At 66.0% G+C, this 18,943-nt stretch carries 14 protein-coding genes; 12 read left to right on the top strand and 2 right to left on the bottom strand.

Annotated elements, in window-relative coordinates:
- Positions 1 to 33: 33 nt before the first annotated feature.
- From QO014_RS07010 to ppk2, 5 genes are all read left to right on the top strand, one after another.
- Positions 34 to 1,200, top strand: coding sequence for an efflux RND transporter periplasmic adaptor subunit (locus QO014_RS07010; RefSeq protein ID WP_266347963.1), 1,167 nt, complete (start codon positions 34 to 36; stop codon positions 1,198 to 1,200).
- On the top strand, positions 1,197 to 4,349 hold the full coding sequence (locus tag QO014_RS07005; RefSeq protein WP_266347962.1) for an efflux RND transporter permease subunit: 3,153 nt from the start codon (positions 1,197 to 1,199) through the stop codon (positions 4,347 to 4,349). The genes QO014_RS07010 and QO014_RS07005 overlap by 4 nt, the downstream gene beginning before the upstream one ends.
- Positions 4,346 to 6,160 carry a SulP family inorganic anion transporter gene (locus QO014_RS07000; protein ID WP_266347961.1) on the top strand — a complete coding sequence of 605 codons (1,815 nt, stop codon included), beginning with the start codon at positions 4,346 to 4,348 and terminating at the stop codon, positions 6,158 to 6,160. The genes QO014_RS07005 and QO014_RS07000 overlap by 4 nt, the downstream gene beginning before the upstream one ends.
- Positions 6,153 to 6,395, top strand: a complete 243-nt coding sequence (locus QO014_RS06995; protein WP_266347960.1) for a hypothetical protein — start codon at positions 6,153 to 6,155, stop codon at positions 6,393 to 6,395. Before QO014_RS07000 ends, QO014_RS06995 begins: the two co-directional genes overlap by 8 nt.
- An 87-nt stretch (positions 6,396 to 6,482) precedes the next feature.
- Positions 6,483 to 7,349, top strand: a complete 867-nt coding sequence (ppk2, locus tag QO014_RS06990) for a polyphosphate kinase 2 (protein WP_266347959.1) — start codon at positions 6,483 to 6,485, stop codon at positions 7,347 to 7,349.
- Between the two features lie 82 nt (positions 7,350 to 7,431).
- Here ppk2 and QO014_RS06985 read toward each other — a convergent pair whose 3' ends face one another.
- A complete protein-coding gene (locus QO014_RS06985) occupies positions 7,432 to 8,121 on the bottom strand; it encodes a GntR family transcriptional regulator (RefSeq protein WP_266347958.1) in 690 nt (229 codons plus the stop codon).
- Between the two features lie 99 nt (positions 8,122 to 8,220).
- Between QO014_RS06985 and QO014_RS06980 the strand changes: the two genes are divergently transcribed.
- On the top strand, positions 8,221 to 9,957 hold the full coding sequence (locus tag QO014_RS06980; RefSeq protein WP_266347957.1) for an acetolactate synthase catalytic subunit: 1,737 nt from the start codon (positions 8,221 to 8,223) through the stop codon (positions 9,955 to 9,957).
- Between the two features lie 18 nt (positions 9,958 to 9,975).
- Positions 9,976 to 11,028, top strand: coding sequence for a zinc-dependent alcohol dehydrogenase (locus tag QO014_RS06975; protein WP_266347956.1), 1,053 nt, complete (start codon positions 9,976 to 9,978; stop codon positions 11,026 to 11,028).
- Between the two features lie 26 nt (positions 11,029 to 11,054).
- On the opposite strand, the gene QO014_RS06970 is transcribed toward QO014_RS06975, so the two are convergent.
- Positions 11,055 to 11,771, bottom strand: coding sequence for a FadR/GntR family transcriptional regulator (locus tag QO014_RS06970; RefSeq protein WP_266347955.1), 717 nt, complete (start codon positions 11,769 to 11,771; stop codon positions 11,055 to 11,057).
- Between the two features lie 323 nt (positions 11,772 to 12,094).
- On the opposite strand from QO014_RS06970, the gene QO014_RS06965 reads away from it, so the two are divergent.
- The 5 genes from QO014_RS06965 to QO014_RS06945 all read left to right on the top strand — a co-directional run bounded on the left by QO014_RS06965 (position 12,095) and on the right by QO014_RS06945 (position 18,921).
- Complete coding sequence (locus QO014_RS06965; RefSeq protein ID WP_266347954.1) at positions 12,095 to 13,090, top strand: ABC transporter permease; 996 nt, start codon at positions 12,095 to 12,097, stop codon at positions 13,088 to 13,090.
- 25 nt (positions 13,091 to 13,115) lie between these two features.
- A complete protein-coding gene (locus QO014_RS06960; protein WP_266347953.1) occupies positions 13,116 to 14,132 on the top strand; it encodes a sugar ABC transporter substrate-binding protein in 1,017 nt (338 codons plus the stop codon).
- A gap of 72 nt (positions 14,133 to 14,204) precedes the next feature.
- Entirely contained in the window at positions 14,205 to 16,325 is a 2,121-nt protein-coding gene (locus tag QO014_RS06955) for an ABC transporter permease (protein WP_266347952.1), read from the top strand.
- Complete coding sequence (locus tag QO014_RS06950; RefSeq protein WP_266347951.1) at positions 16,325 to 17,419, top strand: NHL repeat-containing protein; 1,095 nt, start codon at positions 16,325 to 16,327, stop codon at positions 17,417 to 17,419. Before QO014_RS06955 ends, QO014_RS06950 begins: the two co-directional genes overlap by 1 nt.
- The gene (locus QO014_RS06945; RefSeq protein ID WP_266348603.1) at positions 17,419 to 18,921 is read left to right on the top strand and encodes a sugar ABC transporter ATP-binding protein; all 1,503 of its coding nucleotides are present in this window, start codon (positions 17,419 to 17,421) and stop codon (positions 18,919 to 18,921) included. Before QO014_RS06950 ends, QO014_RS06945 begins: the two co-directional genes overlap by 1 nt.
- Positions 18,922 to 18,943: the final 22 nt, after the last annotated feature.

The following is an 18,943-nucleotide window of genomic DNA, read 5'->3' as shown; positions in this document are numbered from 1 at the left end:
ACCCGGGTCGGAGGCCATGTCGTCGAGGTCGGCATGACAGCGCCGAGGCAAGGTCTGCGCGCACTTGTGGCCGTCGCGGCGGGCATGGGCCTGTTGCTGATCGCGAGCGGCTGTTCCGACCAGGACAAGGCGAAGGCGCCCGCGCCGCCGCGGCCGGTTTCGGCGATGCAGGTCGGTGTCGCGACCGCACTCGGCCAGCGCCAGTTCCCGGGCCTCGCCAAGGCGGCGCAGGAGGCGATGCTGGCCTTCCGCGTCTCGGGGCAGATCGCCAGCCTGCCGGTGCGCGTCGGCCAGAGGATCGAAGCGGGCACCATCGTGGCCACTTTGGACGAGAGCTCCTATCTGTCGGACGTGACACGGCTTCAGGCCGATCTCGATCAGGCCAATGCCGATCTGCAGATGAAGTCCGACCAGTATGAGCGCGTCATGCCGTTGGTGAAGAGTGGCACCTATCCGAAGGCGCGCGGCGACGATGCGTTGAGCGCCCGGGAGGGGGCGGCGGCACGCGTCCAATCCGTGCGCTCCGCCCTGCGCCGCGCCCAGATCGATCTGGAGCAGACGGTCCTTAAGGCGCCGTTCGAGGGCCGCGTCGTCGCGGTCTATCCCGAAGTGTTCGAGGAAATCCGCGCCCAGCAGCAGATCGTGCGTCTGCTCGACATGCGCCGTCTGGAGGCGGTGATCGACGTGCCGGAGACGCTGATCACCCTCGTGCCGCTTGTCGGTTCGATCGAAGCGCGGTTCGACGCCTATCCGGGTCTGGTGCTGAAAGGCGAGGTCGTCGAGATCGGCACGGAAGCGTCGCAGTTGACACGCACATTCCCGGTCACGATCGCGATGGACCAGTCCTCCGACGCCAAATTCACCATCCTGCCCGGCATGGCCGGCAGTTTCCGCGTCGCCAGCGTCAACGAAGGTGAGGCGGCGAAGCAGATCGTCGTGCCGCCGATCGCCGTGCGCCCGCTCGAGCCGGGCAAGGCGCCGCTTGCCGTCTGGGTCGTCGACCCGGCAACGGACAAGGTCGCGTTGCGGCCGATCGAGGTCGGCCGCGTCGTCCAGGGCGGCATCCAGGTCACTCAGGGTCTCAAAGCGGGTGAATGGGTGGTGACGGCCGGCGCCAACAGCCTGACCGATGGCGAAATCGTGCGCCTGCCCGACGAAGCGGCCGAGCCCGCGAAGCCTGTCGAAGGGTCGAAATCATGAAGATCGTCGAATTCGCCGTCGATCGTCCGACCGCCACCTGGTTTGCTGCGGCTTTGATCCTGATCGGGGGCGTTGCGGCGTTCTTCACGCTCGGCCAGCTCGAGGATCCGGAATTCACGATCAAGACCGCCGTGGTGATGACCAGCTATCCGGGGGCGAGCCCGGAGGAGGTCGAGCAGGAGGTCACCGACAAGCTCGAAATCTCGTTGCAGAAGCTCAAGGAGCTCGATTCGCTCGAGAGCTTTTCGCGCGCCGGCAGCTCGCGGATCAAGGTCAACATCAAGGCCTCCTACAGCTCCGAGGAACTGCCGGGGATCTGGGACAAGGTTCGCGCCCGAGTCGATGAAGCCGCGCGCCAGTTGCCGCCCGGCGCCGGCAAGCCGCAGGTGATCGACGATTTCGGCGATGTGTTCGGCCTGCTGCTCGCCGTCACCAGCGACGGCTATTCGCCGAGCCAGCTCAAGACCTATGCCGACGATCTCAAGCGCGAGCTCAGCCTCGTTCCCGGCGTTGCCCGCGTCGATCTCTGGGGCGTTCAGAACCGCCAGATCTATGTCGACGTGAGCCAGAGCCAGCTCGCGCAGCTCGGCATCTCCGAGGCGACCATCGCCGCCGGCCTCGCCACGCAGAACGCGGTCGTCGATGGCGGCCAGATGTATGTGAACGACAGCAAGCTGCGCATTGCGCCGACGGGCACGTTCAGCCTGGCCGAGGAGATCGGCGATCTGGCCCTGCAGCCGACCGCGCTCGACCTGCTGCAGAATGCCAGCCGGCAATCGCAAGGCGGCACCAATGAGGTGATCCGGCTGCGCGATGTCGGCACGGTTCGCGAAGGTTATGTCGATCCGCCGACGCAGATCATGCGCTTCAACGGCCGTCCGGCGATCGGCATCGCCATCACCAACCGCCCGGGCGAGAATGTCGTCACGGTTGGCAAGGCGGTCGACAAGCGCCTCGCCGAGCTCGTGCTGGACCTGCCGATCGGCGTCGGCGTCGAAAAGGTCAACTGGCAGTCGGAGACCATCGACCAGTCGGTGCGCGGCTTCTTCATCAGCCTGCTCGAATCGATCGTCATCGTGCTCGTGGTGCTCACCGTGCCGTCCGGCTGGCGCATGGGCGTGGTCATCGGCACGGCGTTGATGCTGACCGTGATGGCGACCTTCCTGCTGATGAGCATATTCGGCATCGACCTGCAGCGCATGTCGCTCGGCGCGCTGGTGATCGCGCTCGGCATGATGGTCGATAATGCGATCGTCATCGCCGACGGCTATGCCGTGCGCATCAACCAGGGCATGGAACGAAGGGCGGCGGCGGTCGAGGCGGCGAGCCAGCCGGCGATGGCGCTGCTGGGCGCCACCATCATTGCGGTCATGGCGTTCTATCCGATCTTCGCCTCGCAGGAGAGCGCGGGTGAATATTGCGCCAGTCTCTTCTCGGTCGTCGCGATCTCGCTGCTGATCTCCTGGGTGCTGTCCGTCACGGTCACGCCGCTGCAATGCATCGCCATGTTGAAACCGGCCAAGAACCCGAGCGCCGAAGCATTTGGCGGCCCATTCTTCGACGGTTTCCGTGGCCTCCTGCATCTCGCGATCCGCTTCCGCTTCGCCACGATCGCCATCGCGGTTGCCGTGCTGATCGCGGCGCTCGGCTCCTTCGGCAGTGTGACCAAGCTGTTCTTCCCCGATGCCGCCATGACCAAATTCATGGTCGACTACTGGATGCCGGAGGGCACCCGCATCGAGCGCGTCTCGGCCGATCTGGCCGCGATCGACCAGCATCTGCGCGCCGATCCACGCGTGGCCGACGTCGCAACCTTCGTCGGCGCCGGCCCGCCACGCTTCTACCTGCCGGTCGAGCCCGAATCCCAGAATTCGGCCTATGGCCAACTCGTCGTCAACGTCCATGAGCTCGGCGAGATCGATGGCCTGATCGCCGATCTGCAGCCCTGGCTGGCGCAGAACTATCCGACCGCGCTGACGCCGTTGCGCAAGTTCGGCGTCGGGCCCGGCGATACCTGGAAATTCGAGCTCCGCATCAGCGGTCCCGGCACGGCGAGCCCAGCGGTCCTGCGTGGCCTCGGCGACGAAGTCCTCGCCATCCTGCGCGCCAGCCCCGATTCCGGACTGATGCAGACCGACTGGCGCCAGGCGGTGCTGGAGGTGCGGCCGGACTATAACCCGATCCGTGCCGGCTGGGCGGGCGTCAGTCGCGAGGACCTCGCCCGCACGACGCGGCGCACCTATGACGGGCTGCCGATCGGCCTGTTCCGCGACGGTGACGAACTGGTTCCGATCGTGATGCGCAACGTGGCGAGCGAACGGGACCGGCCGGGCGACATCGACGTGCTCGGCGTGCGCGGCATCGAGAGCACGCGCAGCGTTCCGCTGGCGCAGGTCGTGGACGGAGTCCTCGTCGCGCCGCAGGAGGCGGTGATCGCGCGCTATGATCGCCGGCGGACATTGACGGTGCAGGCCAATGCGGCGCCCGGCAAGACGTTTCCGACCCTCTACCAGGATGTGAAGTCGAAGATCGAGGCGCTGCCGCTGCCGGCCGGCTACAGCATGGAATGGGGTGGTGAGCAGGAAAACAGCACCAAGAGCCAGGCCTCGCTGCTCCCCGGCGCGATCCCGGCGCTGGGCATCACGATCTTCATCATGGTGGCGCTGTTCAACGCGCTGCGGCCGCCGCTCGTCATCGCCCTCACAATACCGTTCGCGCTCGCCGGCGTCATATTCGGGCTGCTCGTCACCGGCGTTCCGTTCGGCTTCGTCGCGCTGCTGGCGGCGATGAGCCTCGCGGGCATGATGATCAAGAACGGACTCGTCCTGCTCGACGAGATCAATGCCGGCATCGGCCGTGGCCTCAGCCGATACGACGCCACGATCGAGGCCGCGGTCTCGCGGCTCCGTCCCGTTCTGCTCGCGGCGGGCACGACCGTGCTCGGCGTCATCCCGCTTTTGTCGGATGTATTCTGGGTCGGCCTCGCCGTCGTGATCATGGCCGGGCTCACTTACGGCACGCTGCTGACCATGGTTCTCGTGCCGGTGCTCTATTCGACCTTCTATGGCCTGAAGCGGGACCGGAAAGCAGCCGAGGCGCCGCCGCCATCCCTCGGCGCAACCGTGCCGCCGGCAGGGGTTTCGGCATGACCAGCGCAGACGAGGCGAGAGAGGGCGTGGTCGGCCGTCTTCTCGGCGCCATCGCCCGCGTCGATCGCTGGGCGCCGGGGATCACGGCGCTGCGCCACTATAATCGCGCCGACCTTCCCGCCGATCTCAGGGCGGGCATCGCGGTCGCGGCGGTGGCGATCCCCGTCGGCATCGCCTATTCCGAGCTGGCCGGCTTTCGTCCGGAATACGGTCTCTATGCCTGCTTCGTGCCGCCGCTGGTCTATGCCGTCTTCGGCTCGTCGCGGCAATTGATCGTCGGGCCGGATGCGGCGACCTGCGCCGTGCTCGCCGCGGCTGTCGCGCCGCTCGCTCTGGGCGATCCGGTCCGCTACGCCGCGCTCGCGGCCATGCTGACCCTGCTCGCCGGCCTGATCTGCCTGATCGCGAGCCTGCTGCGCCTGGGAACGCTGGCCGATTTTCTGTCGAAACCGATCCTCGTCGGCCTGCTGAACGGTATTGCGCTCACCATCATCCTCGGCCAGCTCGGCAAGCTCACCGGCATTCCGCTCCAGAGCCACGGGCTGGCGTTGGCGCTCGAGACACTGCGCCGCGCGCATGAGGCCGTTCCGGTCGCCGTCGGGATCGGGCTCGCGGCGCTCGCAATCGTCGGGCTGCTGCCGCGCCTTCTCCCGGCGTTACCGTCCGGCATTGTGGCGATGGCGCTCGCCGCCGCCGCCGTCGCGCTGCTCGGGCTCGATCGCCTGGGGCTCGCCACGCTCGGGCCGGTGCCTGGCGGTCTGCCGCATTTCGCGTTTCCAAGCGCCGGGCTCGCCGACCTGCCCGATCTCCTGCCCAATGCCGCCGCGCTGGCGCTGGTCAGCTATGCGAGCCTCATATTCTCCGCCCAGTCCTTCGCCGCGAAGAACGGCTATGAGGTCGATGCCGACCAGGAATTCGCCGCGCTCGGTGCCTCCAATCTGGCGGCCGCGCTTTCCCAGACATTCGCGATCAGCGGCGCCGATTCGCGCACGGCCGTAGGCGACGCCAATGGCAGCCGGACCCAGCTCACCGGCCTCGTCGCTGCGGCGATCGTCGGCGTGGTGCTCCTCGCCCTCACCTGGCCGCTCCGCTATGTGCCGCTGGCGGCGCTCGGTGCCGTGCTGGTTTTCGCCGGCCTCTCGCTGATCGATCTGACGACGCTGCGGCAGATCTGGCGGGCCGACCGGATCGAGGCGGCGATCTCGGTTCTCGCCACGCTCGGTGTCGTCGGCCTCGGCATCACCAAGGGTGTGCTGTTCGCCGTCGTGCTGGCCCTGCTCCGTTTCATCCAGCTGACCGCGCGCCCGGGCGTCGATCGTCTCGGCAGCGTCGAGGGCTTGCCGGGGTTCCACGCGCTCGGCCGCCACAAGACGGCGCGCCCGGTGCCCGGGCTGGTCATCCTGCGCTTCAACGCACCGCTCGTATTCTTCAATGCCGGCCAATTCCGCAAGGAACTGCTGGCAGCGGTGGCGGCGGCGCCCACGCCGCTCCATGCCGTGGTCATCGACCTGCTGCCGATGACGCGCATCGACATTACGGGCCTGTTCACCCTGCGCGATATCGCCGATGCACTGCGGCAGCGCGGCATCCGCCTGGTCGGCGCCGGGCGCGCCACCGAATGGAAGCACTGGCTGGCCGAGCGCGGTTTCGATGGGCCCAGCGTAGAGATCTACCCCACCCTGCGCAGGGCCGTTCGCGCGCTCGCGACCGAGACGGGCGGCCCGGCCGGCGAGGAGGACGATATCGGCGAGATGGGCGAGCCGGTTCTCAGTCCCGAGCCTCTGGAGAAACGAGGAGGTCAACATGATTGATCCGCATGTCGCAGAGCTGTCGATCGCGATCGAGGCGGCGGCCCGACTCGCCCGCGACGGAGACGAACTGGCGGCCTCGATCTGCAGGGCCTATCCGCACGAGCCGATCCCGGTTCTCCGTCGCGCGCTCTATTACGCCGTCACCGATCCGGATCGGCGTGACGATGCCGTGACGATGAAAATGTTCGATGCCGCCTTCGCGATCATGGCCGCCACCAATCTCCATGCCGCCTAGGGCGCTTCCGAGCGAAGTGGAGATCGGTTCACGCGAACAAGACGAGACCAACCCAGGAGCGCGTCGACGCCGCAACGGAGAATTGTCATGAGTGAGAAGAACAGGGGCGAGAAGAGCAGGGACGACAAGCATGTCGACCTCAGGGAACTCCAGTCCGAGGCGGCGCCCACCGATGCCGGCAAGAAACTCGGCCGCAAGATCTATGAGGCCGAACTGGAACGGCTGCAGACGGAGCTGGTGCGCTTGCAGCAATGGGTCAAGCAGTCCGGCGCCAAGATCTGCATCATCTTCGAGGGACGCGACGCGGCCGGAAAGGGCGGCGTGATCAAGGCGATCATGGAGCGCGTCAATCCGCGCGTGTTCCGCGTGATCGCGCTTCCGCCGCCGACGGAGCGGGAGAAGTCCCAGCTCTATGTGCAGCGCTACCTGCCGCATCTGCCGGCTGCGGGTGAAATCGTGATCTTCGACCGCAGCTGGTACAACCGCGCCGGCGTGGAGCGCGTGATGGGCTTCTGCACGGAGGAGCAGGCGACCAAGTTCCTCGCCAGCGTCGGCGGCGTCGAGCGGGCCATGGTCGATTCCGGCATCATCCTGATCAAATATTGGCTCGAAGTGAGCCCCGAGGAGCAGACGCGCCGCATCGAGGCGCGCATCGATGATCCGAAGAAGGTCTGGAAGCTGTCGCCGATGGACGTGCTGTCCTATGAGCGCTGGTTCGACTATTCCCGCGCCCGCGATGCGATGTTCGAGGCGAGCGACACGGGCTGGGCGCCCTGGTATGTCGCGCAGTCCGACGACAAGAAGCGCGCGCGCCTCAACATCATCAGCCACCTGCTGTCGAAGGTCCCCTATGAGCGGATCAAGACCGAGAAGGTCAAGCTGCCGAAGCGCCAGAAGGCCGGAGACTATGTCGAGCCGGACCAGCCCTTGCACAGGATTCCGGAGCTCTTCTAGAAGACGGCATCGGCGCTGGGGCCGCCCCGGACGACTGTTCGGGGACGTTCAGCGCTGGTGATCACGGCGAACCGACGCCCGCTCAAGGTTTCGGCTGGCTCAGCAGTTGCGCGAGCCGTTGCCCGCCGACGACGATATCCCGCTCGATCGCCTTGCGGACGGCTTGGCCGTCCCGCTCCACAAGGCCGCGCAGCACGGCCAGGTGTTGGTGGCCCTCGGGATCGCGCGGCGGCGAGACCTCGTAGAGTGCGCCCATTGCGGGGCCGCATTGCACCCAGAGATTCTCGACGAACTGGAGCAGCATCGGCATCCGCGCCAGCGTGCACAAATGCAGGTGGAACTGGCCGTTCATCTCCAGCGCGAGGGCCGAATCCTGGTTCTTTTCCGCCTCCGCCATGCGTTCATGGATGGCGGAGAGCCGCTCTATATCGGCATCGTTCACCGTCTCGACGGCGCGCAGGCCCGCCTGGCCTTCCAGCCAGAGGCGCAGGTCGCGAATTTCGAGATAGCGTTGCAGCGTCATCTCCGGGACGAAGGCGGTGCCGCGACTGTCGAACTGGACGATGCCTTCCGATCCGAGCCGAAGCAGCGCCTCGCGCACCGGCGTGGCGCTGATGCCGAGCTGCTCGGCGAGGCTGCGCAGCACCAGCTTCTGGCCGGATTTCAGCCGGCTCTGGGCCAGCGCGTTGCGGATCTGCCGATAGGCGCTCTCGCTCAGGTTCTGCCGGCTCAGCGCATCGAACGGCGAGGCCGCCACTACGTCATCGTTCATCGAAATCCCCAGCCGAAGCAGTTGCCGACAAAGTGCTTGACAATCAGTCGGCGCGCAAGTTCATTTGTTATAACAAACAACATATAACATGAGGATAGCATGGCGGGAGAGACAAAGGGCAAGCGCATCGACGGGACCGTCGTTGCCATGCGGCTGGCCGAGGCCTTCAAGCGTCACGGCGTGGATCATGTCTTCGGCCAGAGCATACCGAGCGCCTTCCATCTCGCCGCGCCCCATGTCGGCATCCGGCAGATTGTCTATCGGACGGAGAATGCCGGAGGCACCATGGCGGACGGCTATGCCCGCGTGACGCGGAAGGTCGGTGTCGTGACGGCGCAGAACGGCCCGGCGGCGACGCTGCTGGTGCCGCCGCTCGCCGAGGCGCTGAAGGCCTCCGTGCCCATGGTCGCGCTCGTGCAGGACGTGGCGCGGTCGCAGACCGACAAGAATGCCTTCCAGGAATTCGACCATCTGCGCCTGTTCGATTCCTGCGCCAAATGGGTGCGCCGGATCGAGGATGCGGACCGCATCGACGACTATGTCGACATGGCCTTCACGGCGGCGACATCGGGACGGCCGGGGCCGGCGGTGCTGATCGTTCCCGCGGATCTCCTGATCGAGACGGTTGGTCCCGCGCCGCTTTCCCCCCGTCGGGACGATCACGGAACGGCGCCTCTCGACCGTCCGACACCCGACGCGACGGCGATCGCGACGGCCGCACGGCTTCTGGCCGAAGCGAAGGCGCCGCTGGTGATTGCCGGCGGCGGCGTCCATGGCTCCGATGCTTCGGCCGAACTCGCCTGGCTACAGGAGACGTTTCATCTTCCGATCGCGACCACGGTCATGGGCAAGGGCGTGGTGTCGGAGCGTCATCCGCTTTCGCTCGGCGTCATCGGCTATTTCATGGGAGAGGGCGGCCGCAGCCGCGATCTCCGCCCGCTCGTCGAGGCGGCGGATGTCGTGCTGCTGATCGGCAACCGGACCAACCAGAACGGCACCGACAGCTGGTCGCTCTATCCGCGCGATGCGACCTTCATCCATCTCGATATCGATCCGATGGAGATCGGCCGGAACTATGAGGCCGTCCGCCTGGTCGGCGACGCCCGGCAGGGCATTGCCGCGCTTGGCGAGGCGATGGCCAGGCTGGATCTGTCGCGGCGCGTCGCCGCCCGCCCCGAGATCGAAGCGAAGATCGCCGCCGCCCGTGCCGGCTGGGAGGCCCTGACCGCCCGCATCCGCACCGAGGATGCCGTGCCGATCCGTCCGGAGCGGGTGATGGCGGTGATCGATGCCGCCTTGACGGCCGACATGATCATCACCACCGACGCCAGCTATTCGTCGATCTGGGCGGCCAATTATCTGACGGCTGCTGCGGCCGGGGCGCGCTTCATCACGCCGCGCGGTCTTGCTGGTCTCGGCTGGGGGCTGCCGCTTGCGATCGGCGCCAGCCTGGCGCGGTCGGGCGCGCCGGTCATCGCCATTGTAGGCGATGGCGGCTTCGGCCATGTCTGGTCCGAGCTCGAAACGCTGAAGCGGCTCGACCTTCCCGTCGTCACCATCGTCCTCAACAACCAGATCCTCGGCTATCAGAAGGATTCGGAAGACGTGCTCTATGGCGAGCACACCGACGCGGTCTATTTCGCGCCGGTCGACCATGCGGCAATCGCACAGGCCTGCGGCATCCGGGGCGTCCGCGTCGAGGACGGCGCGGCGCTGGCTGGTGTACTGGCCGAGGCGCTGGCGAGCGGCAAGCCGGCTGTCATCGACGTGCTCACCGATCCCGGCGCGCAGCCGCCGGTGACCGTCTATGCCGGCCAATTCGCCAGCCCCTTCTGAACCGGCGGAGCCGACGCGATGCTGGCGTTCCAGAAGGCAGATGCCGGGCACGGATTGAGACGGGCGGATGTGCCCGCGCCCGTCGTGACGGCGGGCGACGACGTCCTCATCGCGGTCGAGGCCGTCGGCATCTGCGGCAGCGATGTCCATGCCTTCGAATGGACGGACGGCTATCAGTTCCTGACGGCGCATTTTCCACGCACGCTCGGCCATGAAGCCAGCGGCCGTATCATTCGCGTGGGCAAGGATGTGGTCGGGCTTGTCCCCGGCGACCGCGTCGTCATCGCTCCGGTCGTGGTCTGCGGCCATTGTTCGGCCTGTCGCACGGGGCAGCCGCAATTCTGCACGAACCGCAGCATTGTCGGCTTCCATCGCGATGGCGCCTTCGCCGAGCGGGTCGTGGTCCCGGCGGCCAATTGCTTCCGCCTGCCGGACGGGGTCGATGCGGAGCTCGGTGCGCTGATCGAGCCGCTCTGCGTCGCCGGCAATGCCGTCGATGTCGGCGCGGTCGGCTGGGGAGATCGCGTCATCGTCATGGGGGCCGGCCCGATCGGGGTCGGCATTGCCTGGCTCGCCAAACGGGCGGGTGCAACCAGCGTGCTGCTGGTCGGCAAGGACGATGAAACGCGGCTCGGCGCGGCCCGAAGCCTCGGTATCGAACGGACGCTCGATCTGGCTCTCGCCGCGCCGGATATGGCGACGACCTTGCTCGGTGGCGCCGCGGATGTCGTTTTCGAGGCGACGGGGGTTCCCGAAACGATCGAGACCGGCCTTGGCTGGCTGAGGCCGGGCGGGACCCTCGTCGCCACCGGCATTCATGCGCGCCCGGTCCAGTTCGACCTGACCCGCTTCGTGCGCTCGAAGCAGCAATTGCGCGCGGCCTATGATTCCTCGCCTGCGACCTTCGCGCGCATGCTGTCGATCCTCGCCGAGGATGGCGAGGCGCTGCGGGGGATGATCACGCACCGTCTGCCGCTCTCGGCGACGCTCGAAGGCTTCGAGATCGCGGCCAGCCGGCAGGCTCTGAAGGTCATGCTGCTGGCAAACTCCGACGCCACGGCGGCGCCATGAGCGCGCGCCTCGCCTTCGGCGTCTGCTCAGCCGCGCTGGCGCAGCCGCGTCGCGGCGTTGCGCAGATGTTGCTCCGCAGCCAGGCGCGCCGCATCCTTGTTGCCTTCGGCGATCGCCTTGTAGATTTCGCGATGTTCCTGCTGGACGAGGTCCGTCAGGCCGGCGCGCGAACTGTTGGCGCGCGCCTCGCGGATCAGGTGGCGAACCCGGTTTTCGAGGAAGGCGGCAAAGGAGATGAAGAACTCGTTGTTCGTGGCGGCCGAGATCTCGGCATGGAACTGGAGGTCTTCGTCGATGCCGGTCTCGTTGCGGCGGATCGCGTCTTCCATCGCGTCGAGCGCGGTCTTGATTCGCGCGAGTTCCTCGGTCGAGCGACGCTCGGCCGCGAGGCCGGCGGCGGCGGATTCATGGGCGAGGAGAAATTCGAGCACCCGGTCCAGTTCGTCGCGATCGCTGAGGTCCGCCTCGGCGAGGCGGAACGTCGCCTCCGGCAGCTTGCCGGATACGAAAATGCCGCGCCCCTGATAGCTCTCGAGGACGCCGCCCTGCTTCAGCGCGCTGACCGCCTCGCGAATGACGGCACGGCTGACGCCGAACGTCGCGCAGAGCGCGCTTTCCGTGGGCAGGCGTTCGCCGGGACGGAACACGCCCCGGTCGATCTCGGCGCGCAAAATATCCGCGATCTTGTTGGCATAGCTGCGAGGAGGCGCCAAACGCCGGTTCGTCGTGTCCATACCGCTCATCTATCGCTCCGCCACATTCCGGGGCGTTACCACCATAGCACGTAACTAGTCTCATCGATCGAGACGGGCAAGCAGGCAATCTCACTACAAGCTTGTCAGGCAAGCTGATTAGTGCCATAGAGTCGTCAACAGCACGGCGGACCTGATGCCGCCGATCGTCGCCCATCTGGGTGCGACGAGCCTTGGGAGGGGCACATGCAGTCTGGACCTTGTTCGCGATCCGTCGGCGCAGGCGCCGTCCTGTCGATCCGGGACCGATAGCCGGTCGCCGAACCATCCAATGTGCATTCTTCGCAAGATCCGGAGAATGAAGGGAGTCGTGAATGTCGGCTAGTCAAACAGAGCGGCGTCAGGGTGGGTTCAAGCTCACCCAGGAGAATATCGTCTTCTTCATCGCGCTGCTGCTTTTCATCGGCTTCTCCGTCCTGCTGCCGGGCTTCTTCGATACGTCGAACCTGCTCTCGCTGGTCCAGAACGTCGCGATCCTCGGCATTCTCGGTATCGGCATGGGCATCGTCGTCATCGGTCGCGGCATCGATCTCGCGATGGTCTCGACCATGGCGCTCTCGACGGCCTGGACCGTCGCGCTGATCAATCGCGGTTTCGGAACGGCGGAAGCAATCGGGCTCGGCCTGGCCTTTGCGGCTGCCGTCGGCATCATCATGGGCGTGCTCGTCGCCTATGTCGAAATCCCGGCGATCTTCGCGACGCTCGCCATGTCGACCGTCATCTACGGCTTCGGACGTCTCGCGCTGGTCGATCTCGACGTCATCTACCTGCCGGACAATGCGATCTGGCTCCGCTCGATCTCCAATTCGTTCCTCGGCGTGCCGCTGCCGGTGATCTGGTTCTCGGTGCTGGCGATCGTCGCCTATCTGTTCCTGCGCTTCACCAAATGGGGCCGCTATTTCTACGCCATCGGCGACAATCGCGCCGCCGCGCGTATCACCGGCATTCCCGTCCGGCCGATGACCGTCATCCAGTATCTGATCTCGTCGATGATCGCCTTTGGCGCCGGGCTGATCACCGCCTCGCTGCTCGCCTCGGTCAATATCCGCGTGGCGCAGTCGACCATGGTCTACGACGTCATCCTGGTCGTCGTCCTCGGCGGCATAGGTCTCAGCGGCGGCAAGGGCGGCGTCCGCAATATTCTGGTCGGCACGATCCTGATCGGCATCCTCCTGAATGGAATGACGATCCTCGATATGCCGTTCACCATGCAGAACATCGTCAAGGGAACAGTTCTGCTCATAGCGATCATCGTCGACAGCCTGGCTAACCCGCGAGATGAACAGACGGCTCAGCAGGGCGATATCTGATCTACTGAAATCGGAGGAGGAAACAATGAAGAAGATCATCGGAAGAACATTGGCGGCCCTGTTGGCGCTCGGTTCTGTATCGACGGCCATGGCCGATCAGTTCGACGACGGGCTGGCCCCATCCTATTTCGACGCCTTCAAGGGCAAGAAGGTCGTGTTCCTGCCGCTCGCCATGAGCTTCGACCTGCCGCAGGTCTGGGCGAAGGCGATGGAAACCCAGGCCGCCCGCCTCGGCTATGATTTCTCGGTTCGCGACCCGAACTGGAGCAGCGATGCCGGCGCACAGGCGCTGACCACGCTGATCACCGAAAAGCCGGACCTCCTGGTCGTGCACAATCCGGACATGCAGGTCTATGCGCGGCTGCTGCAGCGCGCGCAGAAGGACGGCATCCCGGTCATCCAGATCAATCTGAAGTCGGTCGCGACCACCGACGCCTATGTCGGCGTCAACTGGTACGAGGTCGGCCTGCATCAGGCGAAGATGGCCGTCGAGGCCTGCAGCCCCGCCGCCGGCAAGAGCGGCAAGATCGCCATCATGCAGGGCACGCCCACCAATCCGAACAACGCCATCACCATGACGGCGATCGAGGATACGCTGGCGAAGAATCCCGACATCAAGGTGGTTTCCAGCCAGTCGGCCGATTGGGACGCGACCAAGGCGCACGCCGTGGCCTCGACCGTGATCAAGCAGAATCCCGATCTCTGCGCCTATGTCGGCCTTTGGGAGGTCATGGATGCCGGCGTCGCCGCCGCGATCCGCGAGGCCGGCAAGACCGGCGCCATCCAGCTCATCACCAATGGCGGCGGCCAGAAGCCGGCCTGCGACAATATCGAGAACGGCACCTTCAACGGCTATGTCAGCTATGACGCCATCGGCCAGGCCCGCGACCTGACCGACGCCATCGCGCAGGTGCTGCAGGTCAAGGCCAAGCCCGGTTCGCAGCCCTACGGCATCTACACGCCGATCAAGGACATCTCGCGCGACACCATGCGTGCGAATTCCTGCTGGACCATGGAAGACGTCGCCGCCGCGCCGTTCTGAGCCTGAGGCAGCTCCGCTCCCATTGGGCGGAGCTGCCCCCTTCGTGACCACGAGATCTTGAGGCATCGCGACATGTCGGTTTCCGAATCCTTTGCCAAATGGCGATACCGGCTCGTTCCGGATCATCTGCTCGGCGAGGTGCTCTCCAAGAACTGGATCGACAATACGATCCCGTTCCTCTTCCTCATCATCGTGGTCGTGCTGTTCCAGTCGCTGATCCCGGGCTTTCTCTCGATTGCCGGTTTCGCCGATCTGGGGCGCCAGCTGGGCGAGGTCGCCTTCGTCGCGATCGGGCTCGCCATCGTCATGCTGGCCGGCGGCATCGATCTGTCCGTCGGCTCGGTCTTCGCGCTTGCCAATTTCGCGGCGCTCGCCTTCATCAACTATCTCGGCTGGCCGCTCTATCTCGCCATTCCGGCCGTCGCGGCCATCGGCGCCCTGGTCGGCCTGATCAACGGGCTGCTCGTCGGCTATCTCAGGCTGCGCGCCTTCCTGACGACGCTGGCGACGCTGATCATCGTGCGCGCCGTCGTCGACCTCCTCATCCTCGCCTATGCCCGCAAGGTGGCGATGACCATGAGCGATTCCGACGCCTGGCTGTTCCTCGGCGAAGGCGATTTCTTCGGCGTGCCGTTCAATTTCATCCTGCTCGTCGCCGTCGCCATCCTCGCGCATCTGGTGCTGAGCCGCTCGCGCTATGGCTGGCACATATTGGCGGTCGGCGGCTCGCGTCGCTCGGCCTATAATGCCGGCATCGCGGTGCGTCGCACGATCTGCATCACCTATGTCATTTCAGGCATGTTCGCCGCAATCGGCGGCCTGTTCTATGCGGCGAGGCTCGGCAGCGTCGGTCCCGATACCGGCATCGGCCTCGAGGTCACGGTACTGACGGCGGCCGTTCTCGGCGGCGTCAGCCTCGGCGGCGGTCGCGGCTCGATCTTCAAGGCGCTGCTCGGCACCGCGATCGTGCTTTTGGTCACCAACAGCCTGATCCGCCTCAACATGCCAAGCGGCGCGACGCCGCTGGTGCTCGGTCTCCTGCTGCTGCTCGCCGTCGCCGTCGATATCCGCTGGCTCAAGAACCGCCACAAGCTGCTGTCGCGGGTCTATGTGTCGCCGACCTATTTCGAGCTGCCGCAGCGCCCCGCGACCGAGGCGGGCTCCGCGTCTCCCTATGCCGTCAACGACGCCTTCCACGACGTCGAGGCGATCGGCCTCGGCGAGCTGGACGGCCCGGAAGACATCATCTTCGACAGCAAGGACAATCTCTATACCGGCGGCCGCCAGGGCGACATCGTTCGCTTCCTCGCGCCGGACTACCGGCAGTCGGAGATCTTCGTCCATCTCGGCGGCTTCCCGCTCGGCCTTGCCTTCGATGCCGAGGACAATCTCCATGCCTGTGTCGCCGGCATGGGCGTCTACATGGTGACGCCGGAGCGCGAGATCGTGCGCCTTTCGGACGAGACCAATCGCAGCTTCTTCTCGATCATCGACGATTCCCGCATCCGCATGGCCGACGATCTCGACATCGCCGCCGATGGCCGCGTGTTCTTCAGCGAGGCGACGGTGCGCTACGGCGTTTCCGATTGGGCCGTTGATGCGCTGGAAGGCCGGGGCAATGGTCGCATCATCGCCTATGATCCGCACACCAGGAGCACGCGCACCGTTCTCTCGGGCCGCATCTTCCCCAATGGCATCTGCATGGTCGGCGATGGTGAATCGCTGCTCTTTGCCGAGACCTGGGCCTGTCGCATCAGCCGGTTCTGGTTTGCGGGCCCGAAGAAGGGGCGGGTCGAAACGGTTGTGGCCGATCTCCCCGGCTATCCGGACAATCTGAACAAGGCGTCCGACGGTCGCTTCTGGGTCGCGCTGGCCGGGATGCGGTCGCCCGTCTTCGACATGAGCCTCACCGTGCCCTCGTTCCGCCGCCGCATGGCGCAGCGCGTCGCCATGGATGAGTGGCTCTATCCCAACCTGAACACGGGCTGCGTGGTGAAGGTCTCGCTCGACGGCACGGTGACGGAATCGCTCTGGGATCTCGGCGGTGCCTCGCATCCGCAGATCACCTCGGTGCGCGAGCACAAGGGCTATCTCTATCTGGGCGGCATCAACAACAACCGCATCGGCCGCCACAGGCTGGCGGATGCGGACCCGTCCTGGACCAGCCAGCACGCCTATTGGGGCAAGTCCTGATGTCATTCCTCAAGCGAACCTACGATTCGATCTTTGGTGCCGGCGAGGCGGCGGTGACCGTGCCCCCGCTCGACGGCGCCCTGCTGCCGAACGATGCGCTCGATCACGCCATGCTGGTCGCGACGTCGATCGCGGCGGATAATCTCGTCCGCGACGGCGAAGATTGCTTCTTCACGAGCGGCGCGGAACTGATCCGCCTCGACCCCAGGGGAGAGACGACCCCGGTCGAACGCTTCGATGCGCCGATCAGCGCGCTCGCGGCCGATGGCAAGGGCGCGCTCGCCATAGCGCTGAGCGGCAAGGGTCTCGTCATCCGTGGCGGACGCCATGATGGCCGCCGCCTCTCCGGATTGCCCGAGGCCGAAGCCGCCTGCATCACCGCGCTCGCCTTTGACGGTTCCGACAGCCTCTACCTCGCCGTCGGCTCCAGCCGGAACCGGCCGGAGGATTGGGCGCGCGATCTGATGGAGCGCAACCAGCTCGGTTCCGTCTGGCAGGTCGACCTTTCCACGGGCGCCGCGCGGCGCATCGCCGACAAGCTCGCCTGGCCCGCCGGCCTGCTGGTGCGCAAGGCCGCAGGCCTCGTCGTCTCGGAAGCCTGGCGCCATCGCCTGATCGCGCTCGACGACAAGGGACGACCATCCGTCCTGCTCGACAATCTGCCGGCCTATCCCTCGCGCCTCGATGCGAGCGATGGCGCGGTGTGGCTCAGCCTGTTCGCGCCGCGCCGGCAGTTGATCGAATTCGTGCTGCGCGAGCCGGCCTTCCGCCGCAAGATGCTGAAGGAGATCGACCCTGCCCATTGGATGGCGCCGGCGCTCGCCTCGGGCAAGAGCTTCCTCGAGCCGCTTCAGGGCGGGTCGGTGAAGCAGCTCGGCGTGCTGAAGCCATGGGCGCCGTCGCGCTCCTACGGGTTGCTCGTCCGTCTCAATGCGGCGTTCCAGCCGGAAGCGAGCTTTCACAGCCGCGCCGACGGTACGCGCCACGGAATTACCAGCAGCGTCGTGATCGGCGGGCGCGTCTTGATGACGTCGAAGGGCGGGGGCGCGGTGCTTTCGATCGCAGCGGACGAAAATCGCAGGGAAGTTCAATGATGACGGCGCCACTGATCGAATTGCGCGATGTCTCCAAGGATTATCGCGGTGTCTATGCCGTCCGGAACGTCAATTTCACCCTGAACAAGGGCGAGATCCACGCGCTTCTGGGCGAGAACGGCGCGGGCAAGTCGACGCTGACCAAGATGATCGCCGGCGTCACGCAGCCGAGCGACGGCCAGATCCTGCTCGACGGCAAGCCCGTCAGTTTCCAGCGTCCGGCCGAGGCGCTGCAGAACGGCATCGCCATGGTGTTCCAGGAAACCAGCCTGGTGCCGTCGATGACCGTCGCGCAGAACCTCTATCTCGGCGACGAAAAGCTCTTCAACCGGCTGCGCGGGCTCTATATTGCGGCGCAGCAATTCCTGTCGTCGCTCAATTTCAACGTCGATCCCTGGGCCAATGTCTCCACCCTCGGCGCGGCGCAGAAGCAATTGGTCGAGATCGCGCGCGCCGTCCGGCAGAAATCGCGCGTCATCATCTTCGACGAGCCGACCGCGACGCTGACGCCCGAGGAGAAGCATTATTTCTTCTCCCTCGTCGATCGCTTGCGCAAGGATGGCGTCTCGATCGTCTTCATCAGTCACGCGCTGGAAGAAGCGCTGGCGATTTCCGATCGCATCACCATCCTGCGCGACGGCGAGCTGGTCGCCTCGGACGTTACCTCCAAGTTCGACCGCGACGGCATCATCCGCGCCATGGTCGGGCGCTCGCTCTCCAACGAGCTCTATGGCCGCAAGCGCAGCGACGCCGATGCACGGCCGCCGGGCGCCCGGGTCCTGAGTGTCGAGAACCTCTCCATGGGGTCCATGGTCCGCAATACCTCGTTCTCGATCTATGCGGGGCAGGTGACGGGCCTGTTCGGCCTGATCGGATCGGGCCGCACCGAGACGGCGAAGATCATCGCCGGCGTCATCAAGCGCAACATCTTCCATGGCGGTGAACTGCGCTTCGGCGAGCGCTCGGTGCGCTATCGCGAGCCGCGGCCGGCCATGCGCGACGGCATCGTCTATGTGACGGAGGATCGGAAGGCCGAGGGCTTCTTCGAGACGATGTCGATTGCCGAGAACATCCAGATGGGGCTCCTCGCCTCCGGCCTGCAGTCGAGCAATGTCGTGACGCAGACCGAGGCGCGCGAGGTAACGGCCGAATGGTCGAAGCTCTTGCAGATCCGCGCGATCAATCCCAATGCCCGGATCGTCGAGCTCTCCGGCGGCAACCAGCAGAAGGTCGTGATCGCCAAGTCGCTGGTGCAGAAGCCGAAGCTCGTCATCTTCGACGAGCCGACGCGTGGCGTCGATGTCGGCGCGATCGCCGAGATTCACAAGGTCATCCAGGACCTGGCCGATAGCGGGCTCGCCGTGATGGTGATCTCGTCCTATCTGCCCGAGATCATGGTGCTTTCGGACCGCATCCTCGTCTACCGCATGGGCCGCGTGGTCGAGGAGTTCACGCCGGGCCGCGCCACCGAGGAAAAGATCATGTATGCGGCGGTCCATTGACCGCCGCCCATTGCCGCGAAGC

Origin of the sequence: Kaistia dalseonensis (assembly GCF_030814715.1) — a bacterium.
Lineage (GTDB): Bacteria > Pseudomonadota > Alphaproteobacteria > Rhizobiales > Kaistiaceae > Kaistia > Kaistia dalseonensis.
This window is presented reverse-complemented; position numbering and strand designations above follow the sequence as displayed.